Annotated in this window: 18 protein-coding genes; 5 read left to right on the plus strand and 13 right to left on the minus strand. The window is 55.7% G+C overall.

Annotated elements, in window-relative coordinates; all coding sequences use genetic code 11:
• Positions 1 to 14: 14 nt before the first annotated feature.
• On the minus strand, positions 15 to 1,442 hold the full coding sequence (locus tag HEQ18_RS12490) for an FAD-binding oxidoreductase (RefSeq protein WP_432814956.1): 1,428 nt from the start codon (positions 1,440 to 1,442) through the stop codon (positions 15 to 17).
• 102 nt (positions 1,443 to 1,544) lie between these two features.
• On the opposite strand from HEQ18_RS12490, the gene HEQ18_RS12495 reads away from it, so the two are divergent.
• Entirely contained in the window at positions 1,545 to 2,048 is a 504-nt protein-coding gene (locus tag HEQ18_RS12495; RefSeq protein WP_432814957.1) for a hypothetical protein, read from the plus strand.
• Positions 2,049 to 2,162: 114 nt separating this feature from the next.
• Entirely contained in the window at positions 2,163 to 3,548 is a 1,386-nt protein-coding gene (locus tag HEQ18_RS12500; protein WP_432814958.1) for a DEAD/DEAH box helicase, read from the plus strand.
• Positions 3,549 to 3,721: 173 nt separating this feature from the next.
• On the opposite strand, the gene HEQ18_RS12505 is transcribed toward HEQ18_RS12500, so the two are convergent.
• The 4 genes from HEQ18_RS12505 to HEQ18_RS12520 form a co-directional block, all read right to left on the minus strand.
• The gene (locus tag HEQ18_RS12505) at positions 3,722 to 6,409 is read right to left on the minus strand and encodes a TonB-dependent receptor (protein ID WP_432814959.1); all 2,688 of its coding nucleotides are present in this window, start codon (positions 6,407 to 6,409) and stop codon (positions 3,722 to 3,724) included.
• A gap of 292 nt (positions 6,410 to 6,701) precedes the next feature.
• A complete protein-coding gene (locus tag HEQ18_RS12510) occupies positions 6,702 to 7,721 on the minus strand; it encodes an NADP-dependent oxidoreductase (RefSeq protein ID WP_432814960.1) in 1,020 nt (339 codons plus the stop codon).
• Positions 7,718 to 9,424: an amidohydrolase gene (locus HEQ18_RS12515; RefSeq protein ID WP_432814961.1), complete on the minus strand. Its 1,707-nt coding sequence runs from the start codon at positions 9,422 to 9,424 to the stop codon at positions 7,718 to 7,720. Before HEQ18_RS12515 ends, HEQ18_RS12510 begins: the two co-directional genes overlap by 4 nt.
• A gap of 119 nt (positions 9,425 to 9,543) precedes the next feature.
• Complete coding sequence (locus HEQ18_RS12520; protein WP_432814962.1) at positions 9,544 to 10,413, minus strand: NAD(P)-dependent oxidoreductase; 870 nt, start codon at positions 10,411 to 10,413, stop codon at positions 9,544 to 9,546.
• A gap of 55 nt (positions 10,414 to 10,468) precedes the next feature.
• Between HEQ18_RS12520 and HEQ18_RS12525 the strand changes: the two genes are divergently transcribed.
• Positions 10,469 to 11,689 carry a threonine ammonia-lyase gene (locus HEQ18_RS12525; RefSeq protein WP_432814963.1) on the plus strand — a complete coding sequence of 407 codons (1,221 nt, stop codon included), beginning with the start codon at positions 10,469 to 10,471 and terminating at the stop codon, positions 11,687 to 11,689.
• 105 nt (positions 11,690 to 11,794) lie between these two features.
• Positions 11,795 to 12,556, plus strand: coding sequence for an arginyltransferase (locus HEQ18_RS12530; RefSeq protein ID WP_432814964.1), 762 nt, complete (start codon positions 11,795 to 11,797; stop codon positions 12,554 to 12,556).
• Positions 12,557 to 12,608: 52 nt separating this feature from the next.
• On the opposite strand, the gene HEQ18_RS12535 is transcribed toward HEQ18_RS12530, so the two are convergent.
• Genes HEQ18_RS12535 through HEQ18_RS12545 form a run of 3 tightly spaced genes read right to left on the minus strand, consistent with a single transcriptional unit; the run spans position 12,609 to position 14,271 of the window.
• Positions 12,609 to 13,091, minus strand: a complete 483-nt coding sequence (locus HEQ18_RS12535) for a GAF domain-containing protein (protein ID WP_432814965.1) — start codon at positions 13,089 to 13,091, stop codon at positions 12,609 to 12,611.
• Between the two features lie 12 nt (positions 13,092 to 13,103).
• On the minus strand, positions 13,104 to 13,526 hold the full coding sequence (gene arfB / locus HEQ18_RS12540) for an alternative ribosome rescue aminoacyl-tRNA hydrolase ArfB (protein ID WP_432814966.1): 423 nt from the start codon (positions 13,524 to 13,526) through the stop codon (positions 13,104 to 13,106).
• Between the two features lie 31 nt (positions 13,527 to 13,557).
• Complete coding sequence (locus HEQ18_RS12545; RefSeq protein ID WP_432814967.1) at positions 13,558 to 14,271, minus strand: pirin family protein; 714 nt, start codon at positions 14,269 to 14,271, stop codon at positions 13,558 to 13,560.
• A 443-nt stretch (positions 14,272 to 14,714) separates the two neighbouring features.
• Here HEQ18_RS12545 and ctrA point away from each other — a divergent pair, with 443 nt between their 5' ends.
• The gene (ctrA, locus tag HEQ18_RS12550) at positions 14,715 to 15,413 is read left to right on the plus strand and encodes a response regulator transcription factor CtrA (RefSeq protein ID WP_432814968.1); all 699 of its coding nucleotides are present in this window, start codon (positions 14,715 to 14,717) and stop codon (positions 15,411 to 15,413) included.
• Positions 15,414 to 15,504: 91 nt separating this feature from the next.
• On the opposite strand, the gene HEQ18_RS12555 is transcribed toward ctrA, so the two are convergent.
• The 5 genes from HEQ18_RS12555 to HEQ18_RS12575 form a co-directional block, all read right to left on the minus strand.
• A protein-coding gene (locus HEQ18_RS12555; RefSeq protein WP_432814446.1) for an IS630 family transposase occupies positions 15,505 to 16,451 on the minus strand; the annotation gives its coding sequence in 2 pieces (ribosomal slippage) (positions 15,505 to 16,112 and positions 16,112 to 16,451; 948 coding nt in all).
• A gap of 91 nt (positions 16,452 to 16,542) precedes the next feature.
• Entirely contained in the window at positions 16,543 to 17,877 is a 1,335-nt protein-coding gene (locus HEQ18_RS12560; protein WP_432814969.1) for a M20/M25/M40 family metallo-hydrolase, read from the minus strand.
• A 16-nt stretch (positions 17,878 to 17,893) separates the two neighbouring features.
• Positions 17,894 to 18,658, minus strand: a complete 765-nt coding sequence (locus tag HEQ18_RS12565) for a metallophosphoesterase family protein (protein ID WP_432814970.1) — start codon at positions 18,656 to 18,658, stop codon at positions 17,894 to 17,896.
• A gap of 42 nt (positions 18,659 to 18,700) precedes the next feature.
• Positions 18,701 to 19,864 (minus strand): saccharopine dehydrogenase family protein, encoded by a 1,164-nt coding sequence (locus HEQ18_RS12570; protein WP_432814971.1) that lies wholly within the window; start codon positions 19,862 to 19,864, stop codon positions 18,701 to 18,703.
• A 361-nt stretch (positions 19,865 to 20,225) separates the two neighbouring features.
• On the minus strand, positions 20,226 to 20,639 hold the full coding sequence (locus HEQ18_RS12575) for a hypothetical protein (RefSeq protein ID WP_432814972.1): 414 nt from the start codon (positions 20,637 to 20,639) through the stop codon (positions 20,226 to 20,228).
• Between the last annotated feature and the right edge of the window lie 27 nt (positions 20,640 to 20,666).

Below are 20,666 nucleotides of genomic sequence, written 5' to 3' on the forward strand. Positions count from 1 at the left end.
GCGGACAGCCGGGTTTACGCAAGCGGAACAAGCTTGCCCGGGTTCATAATTCCCAGCGGATCAAACGCATTTTTAATGGCCCGCAATGCGGCAAGCCGCGCGGGCTCTGCTAGACGTTCGAACTCGGCGATTTTGGCCTGTCCAATTCCATGTTCGGCGGACAGCGACCCGCCATACGCGCGCACGCGGTCGTAGACATGCGACGTGATTGCTCTGCCGTCTCCTTCATACCAGGATGTCATATCCATTCCGGCCGGGGCCTTGACATGAAAATGGATATTGCCGTCGCCCAAATGCCCAAAGGCAAGCGTTTTGGTGCCGGGAAAAGTGCTTTCAATCACAGGGGATTCATCCTCTATGAAACGGGCCATCGCCGACACGGGGACGCTGATATCATGTTGAAGCGCAGGCCCCGCCGCGCGCTCAGCCTCTGCAATGGAATCACGGATTTTCCAGAATGCTTCGGCTTGCGCGTCGCTACTCGCAATGGTTGCGTTGCCCAGTAGATTTTCATTCATGGCCTTTTCCAACAGGTGCGTGGCCAGTTCGCCGGGGGGCGTCTGCCCTGGATCATCCTGCACAAATTCCATCAGCGAGTGCCAGCCATGCGTGGTATCCAAGGGCGGCCGGGTTCCGGCGATATGGGTTGTCACGGCATTCAGCGCGCGCTGTGGCAGGATTTCGAAGCCTTCCAAGCGTTCCCGGCCGTGCCGCTGCATGAACAATAGCAAGTCATATGCTTGGGCAGGGCTGTCAACACCGGCCCACACGACGCAGCGATCTATCAAGGCCGGAACCGTGTGTAAGACGGCCTTGGTGACGATACCAATCGTCCCCTCTGCACCAATCAGCAGTTGTTTCAGATCATAGCCGCGATTGTCTTTTTTCAACGGGGCCATTGCGTCGTAGATGGATCCATCGGGCAAGACCGCCTCAAGGCCGGCCACGAGCATCCGCATGGTGCCGTGGCGGATTACCTGAGTTCCGCCAGCATTGGTTGAAATCAACCCGCCGACGGTGGCAGAGCCCTTTCCGCCCAAGGTCAGCGGAAAGCGGCGTCCAACCGCCGCTGCGGCTTCGTGCAAATTCTGCAGAATAACACCCGCATCACAGCATATCAGCCCATCTTCTGCGTCCATCGCGGTTATGTTGTTCATTCGCCGCAAAGACAGGATTAGCTGCTGACCGCTCTTATCCGGCGTTGCGCCAGCGACCATCCCGCTATTGCCGCCTTGCGGAACCAGAGAAATCCGGTGCTTGGCCGCCAGCTTCACCACCGCGGCAACTTCGTGCGTATTGGCTGGCGAGAGCAGGGCAGGGGCTGCTCCTGTAAATCGGCCGCGCCAGTCGGTCAGCCAAGGCGCAATCACGTCAGTTTCGTCCGAATAGCCCTTCGGTCCCAATATGGCGCGAAATTTCGATAAAATCTTTACATCTGGCACAGTTTTTTCCATTGTCCGCAACGGCCCTGGCTTGCAATTCATGATAGGTTCAACCCTATCGGGTAAAGCGATCCGAACTTCAACTTCAAACCGGAATGTTTCTTGCGCGCACTATTGGCAATCTTCCTTTTTGCGGTCGCATGGACAACATTGTCGCATAAGGCTTTTGCGCACTTTAAGGTTGCCGCGATCGATAGTTCGTTCATGCCCGTGTTGGGGTTAAGGACCAACTTTAATCAGGTGCGTATTGACCAAAGCGTCATTGTTCGATTTCCTGCCCCGGATTCAGTGCCGGCAACGGCGGGTGCGCAGCGACAGTCCGTTGGCAAGATCAAATATAAAGAAAAAAAGATCGGCAAATGCCTTTGGGTCAGCAGGCTCGGCGGTTCGCGCCCTGGTCCTGACCGCAGTCTGGATTTGGTGACGCGCGACGGCATTCTGATTCGTGCATATTTGGGTGACGGCTGCCTTGCCCGCGAATTTTACGCCGGCACCTATATGGAACGGTCGTTTGACGGCAAGTTATGCGTCAATCGCGATCTTTTGCATGCACGCACTGGCGCCAAATGCGATATCGATAAATTCAGGTTGCTGATCCCGCGCTAACGCCCGTTCCATCGGGCATGTATCTTGACATTTCTTGCGGTAGCGACCAATGGCCACGCTCGTCCATGAGAATTTGTTTCTGGTGGCGCTGCGCCATTTTTTCCGGAACACCATATGCGTTTTGCCGATATCGGCCTGTCTGACGAATTGTTGAGAGCCTTGAGCGAGGCTGGCTATGACACGCCAACCCCAATTCAGGCTGCGGCTATTCCGCAAGTCCAGATGATGCGCGACATCATCGCTATTGCCCAAACAGGGACGGGCAAGACGGCAAGCTTCGTTCTCCCGATGATTGACGTGCTGGCCAATGGCCGCGCGCGCGCGCGGATGCCGCGCAGCCTGATATTGGAGCCAACACGCGAACTGGCCGCGCAAGTTGCAGAGAATTTTGAAAAATACGGCAAATATCATAAGCTGTCGATGGCGCTTCTGATTGGTGGCGTACAAATGGGGGACCAGGTCAAGGCGCTTGAAAAGGGCGTTGACGTTTTGATTGCTACCCCCGGCCGGTTGATGGATTTGTTCGAACGCGGCAAGATTTTGCTGACTGGCTGCGAAATGCTCGTCATCGACGAGGCGGACCGTATGCTCGACATGGGCTTTATTCCCGATATTGAACATATCTGCACAAAACTGCCAACAACGCGCCAGACTTTGTTATTTTCGGCAACGATGCCGCCACCCATTAAAAAGCTGGCGGACAAGTTCCTGTCGAACCCCAAATATATCGAAGTGGCACGTCCGGCGACGGCTAACGTCAATATCGAACAGTTTTTGGTCAACGTGTCGCCTATGAAAAAGCGTGAGGTTTTGCGCGACCTTTTGCGGACCGAAAAAGTGTCGAACGCGATTATCTTCTGCAATCGCAAGACGACTGTACGCGAATTGAACACAAGCCTTCAACGCCACGGCCTTCGGTCTGGCGAAATTCACGGTGACATTGACCAGGCGTCGCGCCAAAAGCAGTTGGAAGCGTTCAAGAATGGCGACATTGACTTGCTCGTTGCGTCTGATGTCGCGGCACGCGGGCTTGACGTTAAGGGTGTTAGCCATGTGTTTAACTTCGATGCGCCATGGCATCCCGATGACTATATTCACCGCATTGGCCGCACGGGCCGAGCCGGAGCCAAGGGCAAGGCATTTACATTTGTCACAAAGGCCGACGAAGAAGCGATTGAAAGCATTGAAAAGCTGATCGGCAATAAGATTGCGCGTCTGGGCAAAATAGAAGCACCCGCCGATGGCGAAGAACGCGTGCCTGCAAAGCGGGGACGCCGAACACCCTCGGCTAAGGCCAAGGAAGCGCGGCCTGACACGCCTGAGGTAGCAGCCGAAGCGCCAGAGCCAGTGCGTGAGAAGGCTGTCGCCAAACCAGCACGTGAGAAGTCAGCGCCTAAGGCTGGAGTTGCTAAGCCCAACCAGTCGAATGGGGCAGATGCAGGCGACGATGGCTGGAATGGGCCGATGCCGGGCTTCTTGAGCGTGGGTTTCGGTAGTTAAGCTGCACCGCATACGGCGCGATTAGGCGCGTTTTGTCAATATGATATTTCTATCGTCATTCTGAAACAAGTTCAGGATGAGGATAGATTCCAAGAACAGACACTTAGCCTTCAATCCTCAAAAAAAGGGCCCGCATCGCTGCGAGCCCTTTTTCATTTAAGTGAGCGAAGTTCCTAGAACTTGCCGCGCAATGTGATGCCATAGGTTCGCGGTTCGGCAAGGAACTGCGAGAAGATCTGGCGACCACCAGGATATTGTGGATCGACAAATGGTGCTGAACTTTGACCCGCCTGGAATGGCGAGTTGAATGCGACCTGGGCATAATCCTGATTGAAGATGTTCTGACCCCAAAGCTCAATGCCCCAGGCTTCGTCAGCACCGCGCAGACCGATACGCGCGTTGAATACCGCGAAACCGTCTTGCTCTTTTTGCGGGAACAAGTCGGAACCTGTGTTGTAATCGCTGGTCATGCGACCGTCGATGTAGACAAGGCCGCTCATGCCATTGCTGCCAATATCCGGCGTCCATGTGACGCTGGAGGTGGCAACCATCTCTGGTGCGTTGGAAAGGTTATCGCCAGGCAATTTGCGCAGTGCGAGATCCAACGGCGCGCCGTTCTTCGTCCCAATCAGGTCATCCCGATAGGTCGTCTTGGCATAGGTCAAACCCGCCGCCATGCGGAAGTTGCGTGCAGGCGTGAGCGATGCTTCCAGCTCAAGACCTTGCGTGCGAACACCATAAGTGATGTCGGCTGTGGCGCAGCTGCCGGTTGTATTGCTGAGGTCTGTGTCCGCGTTTGAGCCGCCAACAAGATTATCACAACCGTTGACATTTTGAACGAGGAATACAGTGCCGTTGAAGGTATTTAGCTGGAAGCTACTGAAGTCCGAACGGAATGCCGAAACGCTCAGGCCAAATGGACCATTTGAGAATTTCGCACCTAGTTCATAGCTGTCCACCAGTTCTGGGTCGAACTGGAGATTGCCGACCAAAGCCTGCGCGCCGCCGGATGCTGCAAATGTGCGAATTGGTGACTTCAGCGCAGAACGGTCGAGGTTGAAACCACCAGCCTTATAGCCACGTGCAAAACTGCCGTAGACCAGAAGATCGTCAGTTGCTTTCCACGAGAGGATCGCGGTGCCGGTGAATTCATCTTCGCTGCGCTTGTCGTTAATCGAGACGCCGTTCAGTTCCGCTGTCGAGTTGCCTTGGCAACCCAGACCAATCAACGAGCCCGCAAGCGCACGTGCCGTTGCGGTTGTGAGCGGGTTGTCCAAATCGTCGGTCACAAGGCCTTGGATTGCTGTACACGCTGTATTGTCATTGCCGAAGCTCGCGTTGAACGTTTTCTTGTCGCTGGTGTAGCGAAGGCCAAGTGTCAGATCGAGCGCATCGGTAATGTGCAGGATGTTGTGCGTGAACGCCGCGAAGTTCGTGCCGTTCTGGAAATAACGGTCGTTGGTGGAGCCCATATTGTTGAGGTTATCAAGCCGCGTAAACGCCGCGAGAATATCTGGACCGGACAGACCCGAATCGCCACCGATGGTTGCGGTGCCGACGCCAGGGATTACGCATGATTGGCTGGTAGGTGAATAAAGCCGAGCCAAATCGCCACCCAAAATACCCGAAATGATGCGGCATGTTGCAAAGCGCCCATATTGGTTACCGAAGCGCAGATTGTCGCTCAGCGTCAGCTTTTCATTGACAAAGAAGCCGCCGACTAACCAATCAAGCTTTCCGTCAAATGCCTCACCTTGCAGACGCAGTTCTTGCGTGAAGGTATGGAACTGACGATAGAGATCGTCGCTTGGCGCACGATACAGAATGTCAACTTCGCTATAATCGCCGTCGGACGCCTGACCCGAACGATACTGGCGGTAAGCGGTGATTGAGGTCAAAGTTGCGCCTCCAAAGTCATAATCGACTTGACCGGAGAAACCATAGTCCTTGGTCTCGCCGGTGAAGACGCGGTTGGGACTGACTGAAATGTTGCGACCAAAGCCTTGGTTGAACGCAGCCAATGGCTGACCCAAGTCGCGCAATACATTGATGATATTGTTAGATGTTGTTGTTGAAGCTACGCCTGTCGTGCTTGAATTGTTGAGGTCGCCAATAAATTGATTGACGGTCCGATCAACATGAGTTGCTGCGCAGCATTCTTCTGTACGCGATGTGTAATCCGCAATCAGGAGGACCGACAGCGCGTCAGTGGGTTCGAACAACAATTGGCCACGTAGGAAGTAACGGTCGCGGTTATTGACGTCGCGGCCATTTTGGTCATCACGGTAGAAACCGTCACGCTTTACGTAGACGCCGTCAACACGGAATGCCAATTGCTCCGAAATCGGGCCAGTGAAGCTTGTCGCGGCGCGCATGAAGTCATAATTGCCGTAGGTCAGCTCGCCGCTGCCACCGAAGGTGAAGCTTGGCTTTTTCGAATAGATGCTGATCAGACCAGCCGAAGAGTTACGTCCACCCAGCGTGCCCTGGGGGCCGCGTTGCACTTCGACGCGGTCGATTTCGCCGAGTTCGTTCAGGCCAATGCCCGAACGCGAACGGTAAACGCCGTCGATGAACACGGGAACCGAGCTTTCAAGGCCGGGGTTATCGCCCACGGTGCCAATTCCGCGAATACGGGCCGAGCCATTGGCTTCTGATCCGGTTGAGGACACGAGCAAAGATGGCGCGACTTGGTTAAGCTGACGAATGTCATTCGCGCCACTGTTTTGCAGCGTCTCGGCGTTCACGGCAGAAATCGCGACAGGAACGTCGGAAAGCAGCTGGCTACGGCCTTGCGCCGTCACAACGATTTCTGCGTCGGCATTGTCTTCGGCTTGCGGCGCTTCTTGTGCGAATGCCATGCCGGGCACGGCAAGTGCGAAGCAGGCGGCGGATAGTCTCAATGCACAAATGAGGGATTTGTCACGTCGTAAAATAATTTCTCTCCTAATTGACATAATTTGTGGCGATCTAGCGAAAGGGTATTTGAATGTCATCGCTCTAAATCGCTATGCGCTCTAAATCATTATGCGCTTTGAAAATTTGCCGGTGCGTCAATATGGCAGCAATAGCAGTATTGACGCCGCAGACCGCACGACTTCGCCGCGAAAACTATGCGCGTTTTCGCGTCAAAATGCTGCGCAGCGTTTTGCGTTAGAGCTTAACGAGCATTTTGCCAGTGTTTTCGCCGCTGAACAGTCCGATGAAAGCTTCAGGTGTTTTTTCCAGACCGTCCTTCACGGTCTCGCGGCCTTTCACAGCGCCCGATTGAATGAGGGCCGACATGTCCGCATTAAACTCTGGTACTTGGGCGTAGAAATCAGGGTAGAGGAAACCTTTAATCATGATCCTTTTGCCAATGATCATCGGTAGATACTGCATAGGTTGCGCCTTAAAGTCGTTGTAGACGTCAATCATGCCGCAAATCGCAAAGCGCGCCCATTCCTTTGATGTGGCAAGCGCGGCGTCAAAATGTTCACCGCCAACATTGTCGAAATACACGTCAATACCGGTTTCACTTATGTCCTTTAGCGCAGTCATTAACTGCGGAAGCACCTTGCCGGATTTATAGTCAATCACGGCGTCCGCACCCAGTTCTTTTACCCACGCGCATTTGTCAGCGCCACCCGCCGAGCCAATGACTTTCATGCCCTTGGCTTTGGCAATTTGGGTTACTGTGGAGCCTACGGCACCAGCCGCAGCCGACACGAAGATCACTTCGCCAGCCTTGGCTTCAGCAACTTTAAGCAGGCCGAACCATGCGGTGCCGCCGGGCATGCCGATGATGCTTAACCAATGTTGGTCTGGCACGCCAAGGTCAGGAAGTTTCACCGGCGGCATTCCGGCAGGAGGCGTTTTGCCGCCGCCAAAGACGACAGTGTCACGCCAGCCCGCCATGTGCAGCACCTTTGCGCCAACGGGAAAATCGGCATTGTTGCTTTCGGTCACAGTGCCAACTGCGCCGCCAGTCATGGGTTCGCCCAACATGAACGGGTCGGCATAGCTTTTTGCATCGTTCATGCGTCCACGCATATAGGGATCGACCGACAGCCAGCCATTGGTTACCCGAAACTCATCCGCGCTCAAGGGTGCGTCGGGATTTTCAACCATCGCAAAATTGCTGCTGTTCGGAAGCCCAACCGGGCGGCTAGCCAATGTCCATGCGCGCATCATCGTTTCTCTCCATTCATTTTTTCGTCTGCAGCATTTGCTGCAGCATTTTTATAGACAGGCCGTCCGCCCACCCACGTTTCCTTAACGGTTGCATTACGCAATTCTCGGGGGCTTGCAAGCAAAGGGTCGACATCAATCAAGATGAAGTCGGCATAATGCCCTGGCGTCAGCGAACCGAATTTGCCCTCTGCAAAAGCAGCATAGGCCGCGCCTGTCGTAAAACCGGCAAGCGCCTGTTCACGTGACACGCGCTCTTCTGGCCGCCAGCCGCCAAAGGGTTGGCCTTCGGCATCTTCGCGCGTTATCGCGGCGGCAAGGCCAGCAAAGGGATCCGCCGATTCCACCGGCACGTCGGAACCAAAGGCGAGTTTTCCGCCCGCGCGGGCAATTGACTGCCATGCATACGCGCCATTTAGCCGCTCTGGCCCAAGCCGTGCCTCAGCCATAAGCCGGTCGGATGTCTGGTGCACCGGCTGCATCGAGGAAATGATGCCATATTTTCCAAGTTTTTGCAGATCGGCTGGATCAACGATTTGGACATGTTCAATCCGCCAGCGTTGATCACCCTTGTAGGTTTCGGACAATTCCTCAATCGCGCTGATGACTTCCGCATTGGCGGCGTCGCCAATGGCATGAACGGCGGTCTGGAAGCCATCCATGGATGCGCGGACCATGAGGTTTCGGATTTCCGCGCTTGCCAGAAATTGGAGACCCGTTTGCCCAGCGGCATCGGCATAAGGTTTTTTCAACCACGCCCCTCGGCTGCCCAAGGCACCATCGAGATATAGCTTCACCCCGCCAAGCCGAAGCTTGTCATTATACAACCATGGGCTTGGCCGCGGACCGGCAATGGCGACCATATTGTCGATGCCGCCCGCATATGCGAATATCCGCAACGTCAACCAGCCAGCATCGCCTGCGCGGCGATAGCTTTGCCAGTCGTCCATCGATGTGCCCATGTCGGCAATGGCGGTGATGCCTAAGCTATGGAGTTTCTTCTGCGCCTCACCTAAGGCAATATCGCGCTCCAGCGGCTTAGGTGCAGGCACAAATTTGCCAACCAGATTCGCCGCGGCGTCAACAAATATGCCGCTTGGTTTTCCGCTGATAAGTTCAATACGCCCACCTGGCGGAGATTTTGTTGTCGCGTTTACGCCAGCGATGTCCATCGCGCGACTATTTGCCCAGCCCGCATGGCCGTCGACCCGCTCAAGCCAGGCGGGACGGTCGCTGACGGCGGCGTCAAGGTCTTGGGCCGTCGGGAAGCGGCCAAGGCCCCATTTTTCCTGGTTCCAACCGCGACCAATAATCCAGCGGCGTTCGGGATATTTTGCGGCATAGGCCTTGATCGCAGCTTGTGCCTCGGAAAGGCTGTTGGTGGCAGAAAGGTCGAGCGTCAGCAATTGGAAGCCAAGGCCCATGACATGGCCATGCGCATCAATCAGACCGGGTAATAATGTCGCGCCGCGTCCGTCCAAGCGGAAATCGAGTTGCTTGGGAAGCTTATCCTTTTTGGTGAGCAGCTCCGTCACCTTACCGTCGCTACCCACCAGCATGGCGTTAAAGCGGATGACCTTGCCATCCTTGTCGAGCGTGATGCCGTTCACATTTTCGACAAGCCCGTCGGCGAATGCCGGCGATGTGGCAGTGCTCGCGAACAGGGCGAGGGCGATGATCCTCCCCGGAAAAAGGAGGGGGACCATCCGAAGAATATTTGGGGGGGTTATCCGCTTAGCGCTTGGTGTTTGAACACCAGCCTCCTCCGTCACGCGCTTTGCGCGCGCCACCTCTCCGTTTCGGGGAGGACTAGTAAAACCATTTTTCATCCTTTAGGCAATCTTTTCACAATCGCACTGGTATCCAGCCTGCCCCCGCCCATATGCTGCACATCGGCGTAAAACTGATCAATTATTGCAGTGATGGGCAAAGTCGCGCCGACCGCGCGGGCTTCTTCGAATGCTAATCCAAGGTCCTTGCGCATCCAATCTACGGCAAAGCCAAAATCAAACTTATCCTCCGCCATCGTCGCCCAGCGATTATCCATTTGCCAGCTTTGCGCCGCGCCGCCGGAAATGGCTTCAAATACCTTTTCAACGTCCAGTTCAGCGGACTGCGCAAAACGCAGCGCCTCCGACAAGGATTGTATAACGCCAGCAAAAGCGATTTGATTGCACATTTTCGTGATCTGACCCGTGCCGGGACCGCCGACATGTACGATACGTTTGGCGTAAGCCGCGATAATGGGCGAAGCTGCCGCAACAGAAGATTCGGTCCCGCCACACATGATGGACAAGGTGCCGTTCTCTGCGCCAGCCTGCCCGCCGGTCACGGGCGCGTCGACGATCAATAACCCCCGTGATTTCGCCTCCACGCCGAGCTGCCGCGCAATCCGTGCGGAAACCGTTGTATGGTCAATATACAGGCTACCCTTGGTCATCGCCGAAAATGCCCCGTCGCGGCCAAGCGTCACGCCCGACAGGTCGTCATCCGTGCCGACACAGCTAATCACGACCTCGGCGTCTTTGGCCGCGTCTGCTGGCGAGGTGGCAAGCGTGCCGCCATAAGCTTCGACCCATTTTTCGGCCTTGGTGCGCGAACGGTTATACACCGTCAAATCATGCCCCGCCTGTTTGAGATGTCGTGCCATCGGGCCGCCCATGACGCCCAATCCGATAAAAGCTATTCTGGTCATTATTTGGTCTTAATGTCTGTTTTCAGTTAACACCAGATGCGTTAGGGCCTTTTATATGTCTGACTTATTGACCCTGGACCATGTCCGCGCCGCCCATGACCGTATTCGCGATTCCATCGTGGCAACGCCGACCCTGCACAGCCAGACTTTGTCGAAGCTGACGGGCGCAAATATTTACCTGAAGTTCGAAAACTTGCAGTTTACGGCAGCCTATAAGGAGCGCGGCGCGCTGAACGCAATCCTTCTGCTTTCGGAAGAACAACGCAACAAGGGCGTGATCGCGGCGTCGGCGGGGAACCACGCGCAGGGGCTGAGCTATCATGGTACCCGCCTTGGCATTCCAGTGACCATCGTCATGCCAGTGCCAACGCCAACGGTTAAGGTCATGCAGACTGAGAGTGTTGGCGGCAAAGTCGTGCTGTTTGGTGAGACTTTTGACGACGCCTACAAACATGCACGGCAGCTTGAGGCCGAGCAGGGGTTGACCTTTGTGCATCCTTTTGATGACCCCAATGTTGCCGCAGGGCAGGGTACTGTTGCGCTTGAAATGCTCGAGAGCATCCCGTCCCTTGATATGTTGGTAGTACCTATTGGCGGCGGCGGCTTGCTATCTGGCATGGGGACGGCCGCGCGCGCGTTGAAGCCCGATATCGGCCTCATCGGCGTTCAAGCCGAGCTTTACCCATCCATGTATGCTTTGCTGAACAATTTGCAGATGCCATGCGAAGGCGACACTTTGGCGGAGGGCATAGCGGTCAAAATACCCGGCGCATTCACTAGCGAAGTCATCCGCGAACTGGTCGACGAAATTGTACTTGTGAATGAGGCGCAATTGGAAACCGCGGTCAGCCTGCTGCTGCAGATTGAAAAAACCGTTGCCGAAGGTGCTGGTGCGGCGGGCCTTGCTGCGATGATGGCCTATCCTGAGAAATTTGCAGGCAAGAATGTTGGCGTAGTCTTGTGCGGCGGTAATATCGATACGCGGTTGTTAGCAAACGTCCTTTTGCGTGACCTTGCGCGGTCCGGTCGCTTGGCGCGTTTGCGTTTGACTCTTCAGGACCGCCCCGGCGCGCTGTACAAGGTGATGCGTTTGTTCAACGAGCATAATGTCAACATCATCGAAATTTACCATCAGCGGATTTTTACGACCTTGCCAGCCAAGGGGTTGATCACCGACATTGAATGCGAAGCGCGGGACGCCAATCAATTACAAGGACTTGTTGATGGTTTGAATGATGCTGGCTACAAGGTCGAGCGGGTAGAGCTTAACAAATAAGCAGGCATCGCAAGAAAGATGGTAAATGCGCTTTCCAGCATTGGTTGCGGTGTGCATAAAAGGTAAATAATAGATTAAAGGCCAAGGCTGCCCAGCGGAGAGAATATGAGCGCACCAGTCCGTTTTCCGCGATTTTTTGTAACCAGCCCTGGCCCTTGCCCTTATCTGCCGGGCAGAACCGAACGGAAAGTCTTTACCGAGCTCAACGGCAACCACGCCGATGAACTGAACGAGGCGCTTGGTCGTATTGGTTTTCGCCGCAGTCAGAATGTCGCTTACCGGCCAAGTTGCCCGGACTGTAAGGCCTGCGTATCGGTGCGCGTGCGCACGGACGAATTCCGGCCTAACGCCACACAGCGCCGAATTTTGCGGCGCAACGCCGATCTGGTTGTTAGCGCCTGCCGCCCTTGGTCAACGACCGAGCAATATGACCTGCTAAGCCGTTATCTTTCGTCCCGCCATCCCGACGGTGGCATGGCGAATATGGATGATATGGATTATGCGGACATGGTCGAACAGTCACCCGTGCGCAGCCAAGTGATTGAATACCGGACTTCGCCACGATTCGGCCGGATTGGCGAATTGGTCGGCGCGTGCCTGACCGATCAGCAGAGCGACGGCATGTCGATGATCTACAGCTTTTACAATCCGGAGATTGCGGGCCGATCTGGTCTTGGTAACTTCATCATCATGGACCATATCTTGCGCGCAAAGGCCGCAGGGCTTCCTTATGTCTATTTGGGCTATTGGGTGAATGGTGCGGAACGGATGCATTATAAGACCCGCTACAGGCCGTTGGAGCGCCTTGGGCCTGACGGGTGGGAATGTTTCGATCCCGATGCTGAGGTACTATTGAACCGGCCGTGAGGCTGCGCCGTTCAACCAAACAGCATCAGGACGAAGGCATTGAGAGGTGCCATCAAATTCTGTCAGCAATCATCCGTGCAAGCAACTCAACACCCTGTGCGTCTTCGGCATCAAAGCGGTTCAGTGTCGGGCTGTCGAGGTCAATCACCGCGATAACTGTGCCATTACGCTTCACAGGCACCACCAGTTCCGACGCGCTATTGGCATCGCAGGCAATATGGCCGGGGAAGGCGTGGACGTCTTCCACCAACTGCGTCTCGCCCGATTGCGCCGCGGTCCCACATACACCTTTGCCAAAGGGTATCCGAATGCAGGCTGCCTTGCCCTGAAAGGGCCCAAGGACAAGTTCGCCATCGACCACGCGGTAGAAACCCGTCCAGTTTACGTCCGGCAGATATTCCCAAAGCAAGGCGGCGATATTCGCCATATTGGCGACGGCATCAGGCTCACCGCTGGTCAACGCATCGGCAGAGCGGACCATTTCTGCGTAGACTTCGGATTTAGGTGCTGCGGTATCAATTTCAAACCTGTACATTTTCTTGCCTTATCAATCGAAACTGACCTTGCCACGGTTTTTCTTGATCGTGGATCGGCCCTTTTTGGCATCAACCCGCCGTGCCTTGGCGGCTTTGCTTGGTTTGGTGGAGACGCGGCGGGGTTGGCGGATATGTGCGCGGTCGATCAGCTCGATCACACGCGCACGGGCATCCTGCCGGTTGGCCTCCCGCGTGCGGTGACTGCGTGCTGTGACAATCAGCTCACCCGATATCGTCATCTTGCTACCCGCCAGGATTTTTAACTGGCGGAAGGCATAAGGTTGCAGACCCAGCGCATAGACATCGACACGCAATTGACAGGCGGTGGCGACCTTGTTGACATTCTGCCCGCCGGGCCCGGTGGAGGCCAAGAAGGTTTCTTCAAGATATTCTTCGGGAAGGTCAAAGGCCATAATGACGGCTGTAACAGCCATCGCCACATTTTGCCAATATCACACGCATGGATTAACGCGAGTCTACCAGAACGATTTCGGCGTCTTCCATGGCCGTGATCATGACCTTACCTTCGCCTATGGCCACACCGTCGCGGGCGTTCGCGCGCTGCCCGTCGATTTCAATCGCGCCGGTTGCTGCCACCATATAGGCATGCCGTTTTGCGCCGACAGCATATTCCAGGCTGTCGCCCGCTTTGATCGTCGCGCCGAGCACGCGGGCGTCGGTGCGGATGGGCAGGGCGTCATTATCTTCGTCAAAGCCGCTGGCAAGGATTTGCCATGCGCCCGACCGTTCACCCTTGGGAAATGGCTTTGCGCCCCAGCTTGGCGCTCCACCGGCTCGGTTGGGTATGATCCATATCTGGAAAAGCGTGGTTGGTTCATTCTCCAGATTATATTCCGCATGCCGGATACCGCTGCCCGCGCTCATGACCTGCACATCGCCCGCCGCCGTGCGACCTTCATTGCCAAGACTGTCCTTGTGCGTGATCGCGCCAGTACGGACATAAGTGATGATTTCCATATCGGCATGCGGATGGGGAGGAAATCCCGACTGTGGCGCAATCACGTCATCATTCCACACGCGGATTGCACCCCAGTCCATCCGTGCAGCGTCGTGATAGCTGCCGAATGAAAAATGGTGATGTGCGTCAAGCCAGCCATGGTTCGCGGCGCCGAGCGTTTCAAAGGGACGAATTTCAAACTTGGTCTTTGTGTCGGTCATGTCAGTCGCTCCTTTAGCAGGGTGTTTTCGATATGCCTAAGATAGTTCTCGCCGGGGCGTTGCACCTGGTTACACCGCCGGGCACCATTCGGCCACATAGGGTCACTGCGCTCATTGACTATCTGGTCGCGCAACTCGGACGATGACTTTATTAACTTCCGTTAAGTTTTCGCCGACGCAAATGTGGGTTTTCTTTCGATTCCGAGACCAACTTCCGGAAATGTTACAAAACATGCGATATAGTTTACATTAGCCGGATACTGTAACCCTCGGAAAATAGTTAATTTTTGTGAACTAAAATATCAAAACCCCCGGAAATCCTAGCATTAACACCAAATTAACCTTTCAAGTTCATGCCTATTATGGTTAATAACGTTCGAAGCACTGCTGGTTAAATCTGAGCGGTTTCGGGGGATCCAGGCGTTTCAAAAAGGGGTTTGCCCATGCGTGTTCTTTTGATTGAAGATGAACCTACCACAGCGAAGGCCATTGAAATGATGCTCGCGACGGAAGGGTTCAATGTCTACACGACTGACTTGGGTGAGGAAGGTCTCGATCTGGGCAAGCTCTATGATTATGACATCATATTGCTCGATTTGAACTTGCCCGACATGCACGGATATGATGTCTTGAAAAAACTGCGCGTTGCCAAAGTGCAAACGCCCGTGCTTATTCTGTCAGGCATTGGCGAGATGGACACCAAGGTCCGATCCTTTGGCTTTGGGGCCGATGATTATGTAACAAAGCCGTTTCATCGCGAAGAATTGGTCGCGCGCATCCACGCGGTTGTGCGCCGTTCCAAAGGCCATTCGCAGTCCGTTATCCGCACGGGCAAGTTGGCGGTGAACCTCGACGGCAAAACCGTTGAAGTCAACGGCAGCCGCGTGCACCTTACGGGCAAGGAATATGCGATGCTTGAGCTGTTGAGCCTGCGCAAGGGCACTACGCTGACCAAGGAAATGTTCCTGAACCATTTATATGGCGGCATGGACGAGCCTGAATTGAAAATCATCGACGTCTTCATCTGCAAGTTGCGCAAGAAATTGTCTCTGGCATGTGGCGGTGAAAACTACATCGAAACGGTGTGGGGCCGTGGCTATGTACTGCGCGATTTCGACGATGTGGCGCAGCTCGTCGCTTGAAGCGGCCTGACGTGCACATTTTATGGGTGGCCATGGGCGCAGTCAGAAATGGCTGCGCCCATTGCTATATGTGGCTTAGAGCGTTTGTCGATCATTCTGGGTCATATCCGCATGAGCTGAAGTAATTGGCGCATTCGTGGGGCTGGAAGATATCGACGAGGTTGCCGATCCGGGTCCAAAGGCCACTCACGGTTCGTTCTTCTGCCTTTCGCAGCATTGCTTTGAGTTTGGAAAAGGCCTTTTCGATTGGATTGAAGTCGGGGCTGTATGGCGGCAAGAACCGTAGTATTGCGCCCGCGGCCTCGATCCGTTCGCGCACTGATACCCGTTTGTGGCTGGACAGGTTGTCCATGACGACGACGTCACCGGGCCTCAGTTCCGGTACGAGCACCTGGGTGACATAGGCTTCGAACCAGTCTCCGTTGATCGGACCATCCAGCACCATCGGCGCGACCATGCCGGTCATGCGAAGGCCCGCCACCAGTGTGGTCGTTTTGCGGTGGCCATGCGGCAAGCCCATGCGCAGGCGTTCGCCTTTGGGGCAGCGGCCATGGCTGCGGGTCATGTTGGTCGCAGTCCATGTTTCGTCGATGAAGACGAGGCGCTCCGGGTCCAGATCGATCTGGCCGTCGAACCAGTCGTGCCGTTGCTTCAGGACATCGGGCCGGTCCTGCTCGATGGCATGGCCAGTCTTTTTTTACGCGTCATGCCACGGCGCACAAAGAAGCGGTGAAGCCCGGCCACAGAGACGGTCAGGCCCATCTCGGCCAAGCCCGTGCGTAACTCTTCAAGGGTGATATCCTTTCGTGCCGCCCAAAGAGCCAAAATATCGTCACTGCGCTCTTCAACCCGCCGCGAACGCATATCACCACCTTGAGGCCTCGGTGCAAAGCTGCCGGTCTCGCGCCGCTGCGCGTGCCAGCGGATCGCCGTCGATGGCGCAACGCCAAAGCGGGCAGCTGCCCCGCGACAACTCATACCATCATCAACCGCCGCCAAAAGCCGCGAACGCAAATCCATCGATAGTGGTTGACCCATCCATGCCAGCCTCCTTCACCGGCACCGATACTGAATCAGAAATCACGGCCGATGGGAATCCCCTTTCGATTCAGACGGCTCGAAAAACGCTCTAACGCCGTGGCGGCAGACTAGCGAAAGTAATCGTGCTTTCCGCGCCTTTCGCACTTAATGCACTGACGCCAACAAAATGATCATCCACGATCAAGCCCTCCAGCACTGTTTCGGTGCCCTGCGTTTCGCGGACAAAGTTCCAATCCTGCGCATCGGCGCGGCGCTGATACACGCGATAGCGTTGCGCGCCGGGGCTTGCGTCCCATGTGACTGAGGTGTTGGAGGTGACTGCGCCGCCCAATGTCGCCGACGCAGGCGCTGGCGGAGCATCGGCCAATGCCGTTGCCGTTAGAACATTCAACATCGTCACCTTTGCCAAATAGTCAAAGTCCATCTTGTCGATGGTATCACCATATTCAATGCCATTTTCGGTGCGCAGATCTTGATGCTGGTGATGATAATTTTCAACGCCGACGGTGTAACGGATGGCCGGAAAGCCAAGCTCGAGCGCTGGCAAATGGTCACCGCCGCGCGCAAAGCGGTCAGGCCGACGGACGCCAAAAACATCGAGTGTTACGTCCGGATAAGCTTGCGCCGCAACCTTGTCAGCGTAACGCATCAGCGAACGGCTTGGCCCGTCATCTTCGCCGCCACTATTGCGCCGCGCCATCTGCCCCGCCAGATCTTCGGATGCACGAATGCCTTCGCTAAAGACGCGCACGACATTATCAACCCTGCGTCCGTCGGTGCCCAGCGTGCCGCCGACAATATCATTGTTCAACATGGCGCTGACTTTCCAGCCACGTTCCTTGGCGGTTTCGGCGAGTAGCCGCCCACCCATCAGTCCCTGTTCTTCACCCGACAGCAGAGCAAAGACAATCGTCGCTGCATTCTGTGGCTGCTGAGACATGATCCGTGCCGCCTCAATCACCAATGCGCTGCCCGAACCATCGTCATTAGCGCCCGGCGCATTTTGCGTGAAATCCATCACGTCGGAAACGCGGCTGTCAATATGTCCGGCGATAATGATGACATGGTCCCAGCCCATTGTGCCGGGCTTAATCGCAAGCACGTCGACAATATTGACGCCATTTGGAATACGCGGACCCGACATATTGCGTTCGAGCAATTCTGTCTGCAGGCAGCCATTGCACGCCGTGGCGATTTTCACAAATTCGCTGTGCGCCCATTTGCGGGCGGCGCCGATGCCGCGTTTCGGGTCCGTTGCCGATGACAATGTATGGCGCGTGCCAAAGCTGACGAGTTTTTCAACGTCGGCCTTTAGGCGCTCGGCCTTTGGCTTGGCTGGGGGCGTAGCCTGCGCGGCCACTGCGGCCGATGGAGCAGCAAGGCCAATTGCGATGATGCTCGCGCAGACGTTTAGCCTTTTCACGATGTTTCCCCGCCCGTCATGTTTGTAGATACCAACGATCGCCGCCCTCAAGCGCCAAGGCGGTTAACTTGCCTGAATTATACGCGCCGGTATCAATGCCAATGCGTGACCCGCGTTCTTCCACCGCGTCGTAGATGGTGTGGCCGTAGACAATGACCTTTTCCAGATCGCCGCGTTGCCCCACAAATTCGTCGCGTATCCAGCGCAAATCGCTTGGTTTTTGGTCTACCAAAGCAACACCGGGGCGAATACCGGCATGGACAAAGGCATAATCGCCGATGATAATCTGATCTTCGAAGCTTTCGACAAATGCGATGTGCGCTTGCGGCACTAAGGTCGCCAGTCGCTCGGTCAGTTGCTCCATATCCAATGTCATATATTCGGCGCGGGTGATCGGATACGACAAGACCGTCTCCTCGCCGCCAATGCGCAGGAAGAAACGCGTAACCTTTGGGTCGCCCTTGCGGCAGGCGCTGACAAACACCTCCTCATGATTGCCCATCAGGAACCGGACATTTTTGCCCGATGCCTTCAACGCCATCGCGGTTTCAATGACCGCCGCGCTGCCGGGGCCTCTATCGACCAGATCGCCCAAAAATATGATCTGCGTATCGGCAGGGCCGCGCGCTTGGTCGTCGGCTTGTATCTTGGCCAGCAAGGCGGATAACAAGTCATCGCGTCCGTGGATGTCGCCGATGGCATATACCCGCACGCCGTCGGGCACCCGCGCGGTATCGAGCGGGCGTGGGGCAACAGCTTTTTTGAAAAGGCGACCTAACATGGCTTGCGCCCTATAAGCCCGCCTGACGATTTAGGGAAGCGGTCAGCCTTCAACAGCGAAAATCAATCCGGCATTTTTTTGCAGCCGGTCCACAAGGTGCGCGCCCAAGGCCGCCCCTGGCGTGGTCACGCCGCCCGGACCATCCTGTTCGCACAAAGCAATCGCGGTTTCGCTGATCATCTTGCTGGTCGAACCATAGCCGGGGTCACGGTCGCCCTTGACGCTGAATCGCGCCGTGCGGCCATCGGGATATTCGGCGATGAACAGCACGTCATAAAAGCCGGTTTCGCGTTCTTCTTTGGTCGGGCCTTCGCCGGGCTTGGGATCATCCGCGCCGCCCATCATCGGGGTGGAGGCGACATGCTTGGCAATGGCCTCGCCCTGTTCGCCGGGGCCCGTCAGCACCATTTCGTCATAGACAAAATCTGCACCATAAGCATGCCCCAGCAAATGGTTGGTGCGGTGGACATTTTTGGTGTTGATCGGCGCCATGACGAAATTGGTCGCCCAACTGCCCAGGCTTTCGTCATATTCGGGTTTGTTCGCCGCTGGCTGCGGCGGGCCAGCAAAATCGGCGGAAAGGCTGAACGGGTTGGTCAAATAACCGATAACCGCCGGGTCCTTGCCAGCGGCGGCCATGGTCGCCTTCAGGCTGGCTGCGGTGCCGCCGGAAAACGTGCCCTTCATGGCGCGCACACGGCCCTTCACCCGGGGCGCAGGCGCACCAAATGTCGCAATGCAATGCTTTTGCAGCATCATCACGCCCAAATCGAAGGGGATGGAGTCAAAGCCAGCGGAAAACACGATCCGCGCGCCGGATGCCTTGGCCGCGTCGTCATGCTGGTCAATTTTCTGGCGCATCCATGCCGGCTCGCCGCATAAATCGGTATAATCGGTGCCATTGGCCACGCAGGCGGCGACAAGTTCATTGCCATATAATTGATAGGGGCCAACGGTTGTCAAAACGACCTTCGTGCGCTTGACCATCGCGTCGAGCGTAGCGGGGTCAGACGCATCGGCCACAATCAATGGCGTATCTGCGGCGGCACCAATCAGGTCGCGCACCTCCTCCAGCTTGGAAAGGCTACGCCCCGCCATCGCCCATGTCAGGCCAGTTTTACCTTTGAGATATTCGGCCACCAAACGCCCGGTATAGCCCGTGGCACCATAGACAATGATATCGAATTCGCGTGGGGTGGTGGGCATGAAGTTTCCTCTCTTTGGGCGTGGCGGTATATTGGGGACAGGATTCTGCCCCTTAAGTTTACAAACATATATGCATGCGCCGCCTTTTTTGTAAACCTAGGGTCAGGACCACTTAAATCCACCTTCGCGGTTTGAGGCCATTTTGTTCAGTGCAAGGCGGCAAGCGCAGGACTTAGTGGTTCTAAGTCCAAGCTTGCCAACGCGGCAATGGACAAAATGGGTCAAATCCAAAGGACGCCAAAATGGCTTCGATCTCGAAACAAAATGCCCTTGCAGGCAGAACGACTGCCTGCGGCGTACATTTTGCTCCGATATCTTTGCCATTTTGACGCCGCGATGGTGCATTTAAGTGGTCCTGACCCTAACAAGCGCGCGTTTTCACCTTGGCATCGCGGCGCGGCGGGGGCAAGCGCAACACTTTCATAATATGTTTGATGTCGGGGCCAGTTTGGACTTCAAACGCGCCGCCCAACCGCATTTTAATCGTGGTGACGCCGTGGATGGCGCGTTCCATGGCATAATCGAACATCATGCCCCGCCCGAACCCCAACGCCCGGTCCCATTCCTCCGCAAAGCTACCCGCGTCGGCACGTTTTTTGAGGTTATAGGCCGAAATCCGTGACATCCCCACCGCCCGCGCCGCAGAATCAACCGTGCCCATCGCCGCCAGCGCAACCAAAAACAACCGCTGCCGCTCCGGCGTCCAACCATCATGCCGCACGCGGTCAAGCGCGACGGGGGCAAATTCGGGTTCATAGTCTGATATGGTTTTCATGATTGGAGTTATTAACCTATATGGATA

The sequence above is a fragment of the Sphingorhabdus sp. genome (genome assembly GCF_050921905.1).
Taxonomy (GTDB): Bacteria; Pseudomonadota; Alphaproteobacteria; order Sphingomonadales; family Sphingomonadaceae; genus Sphingorhabdus_B.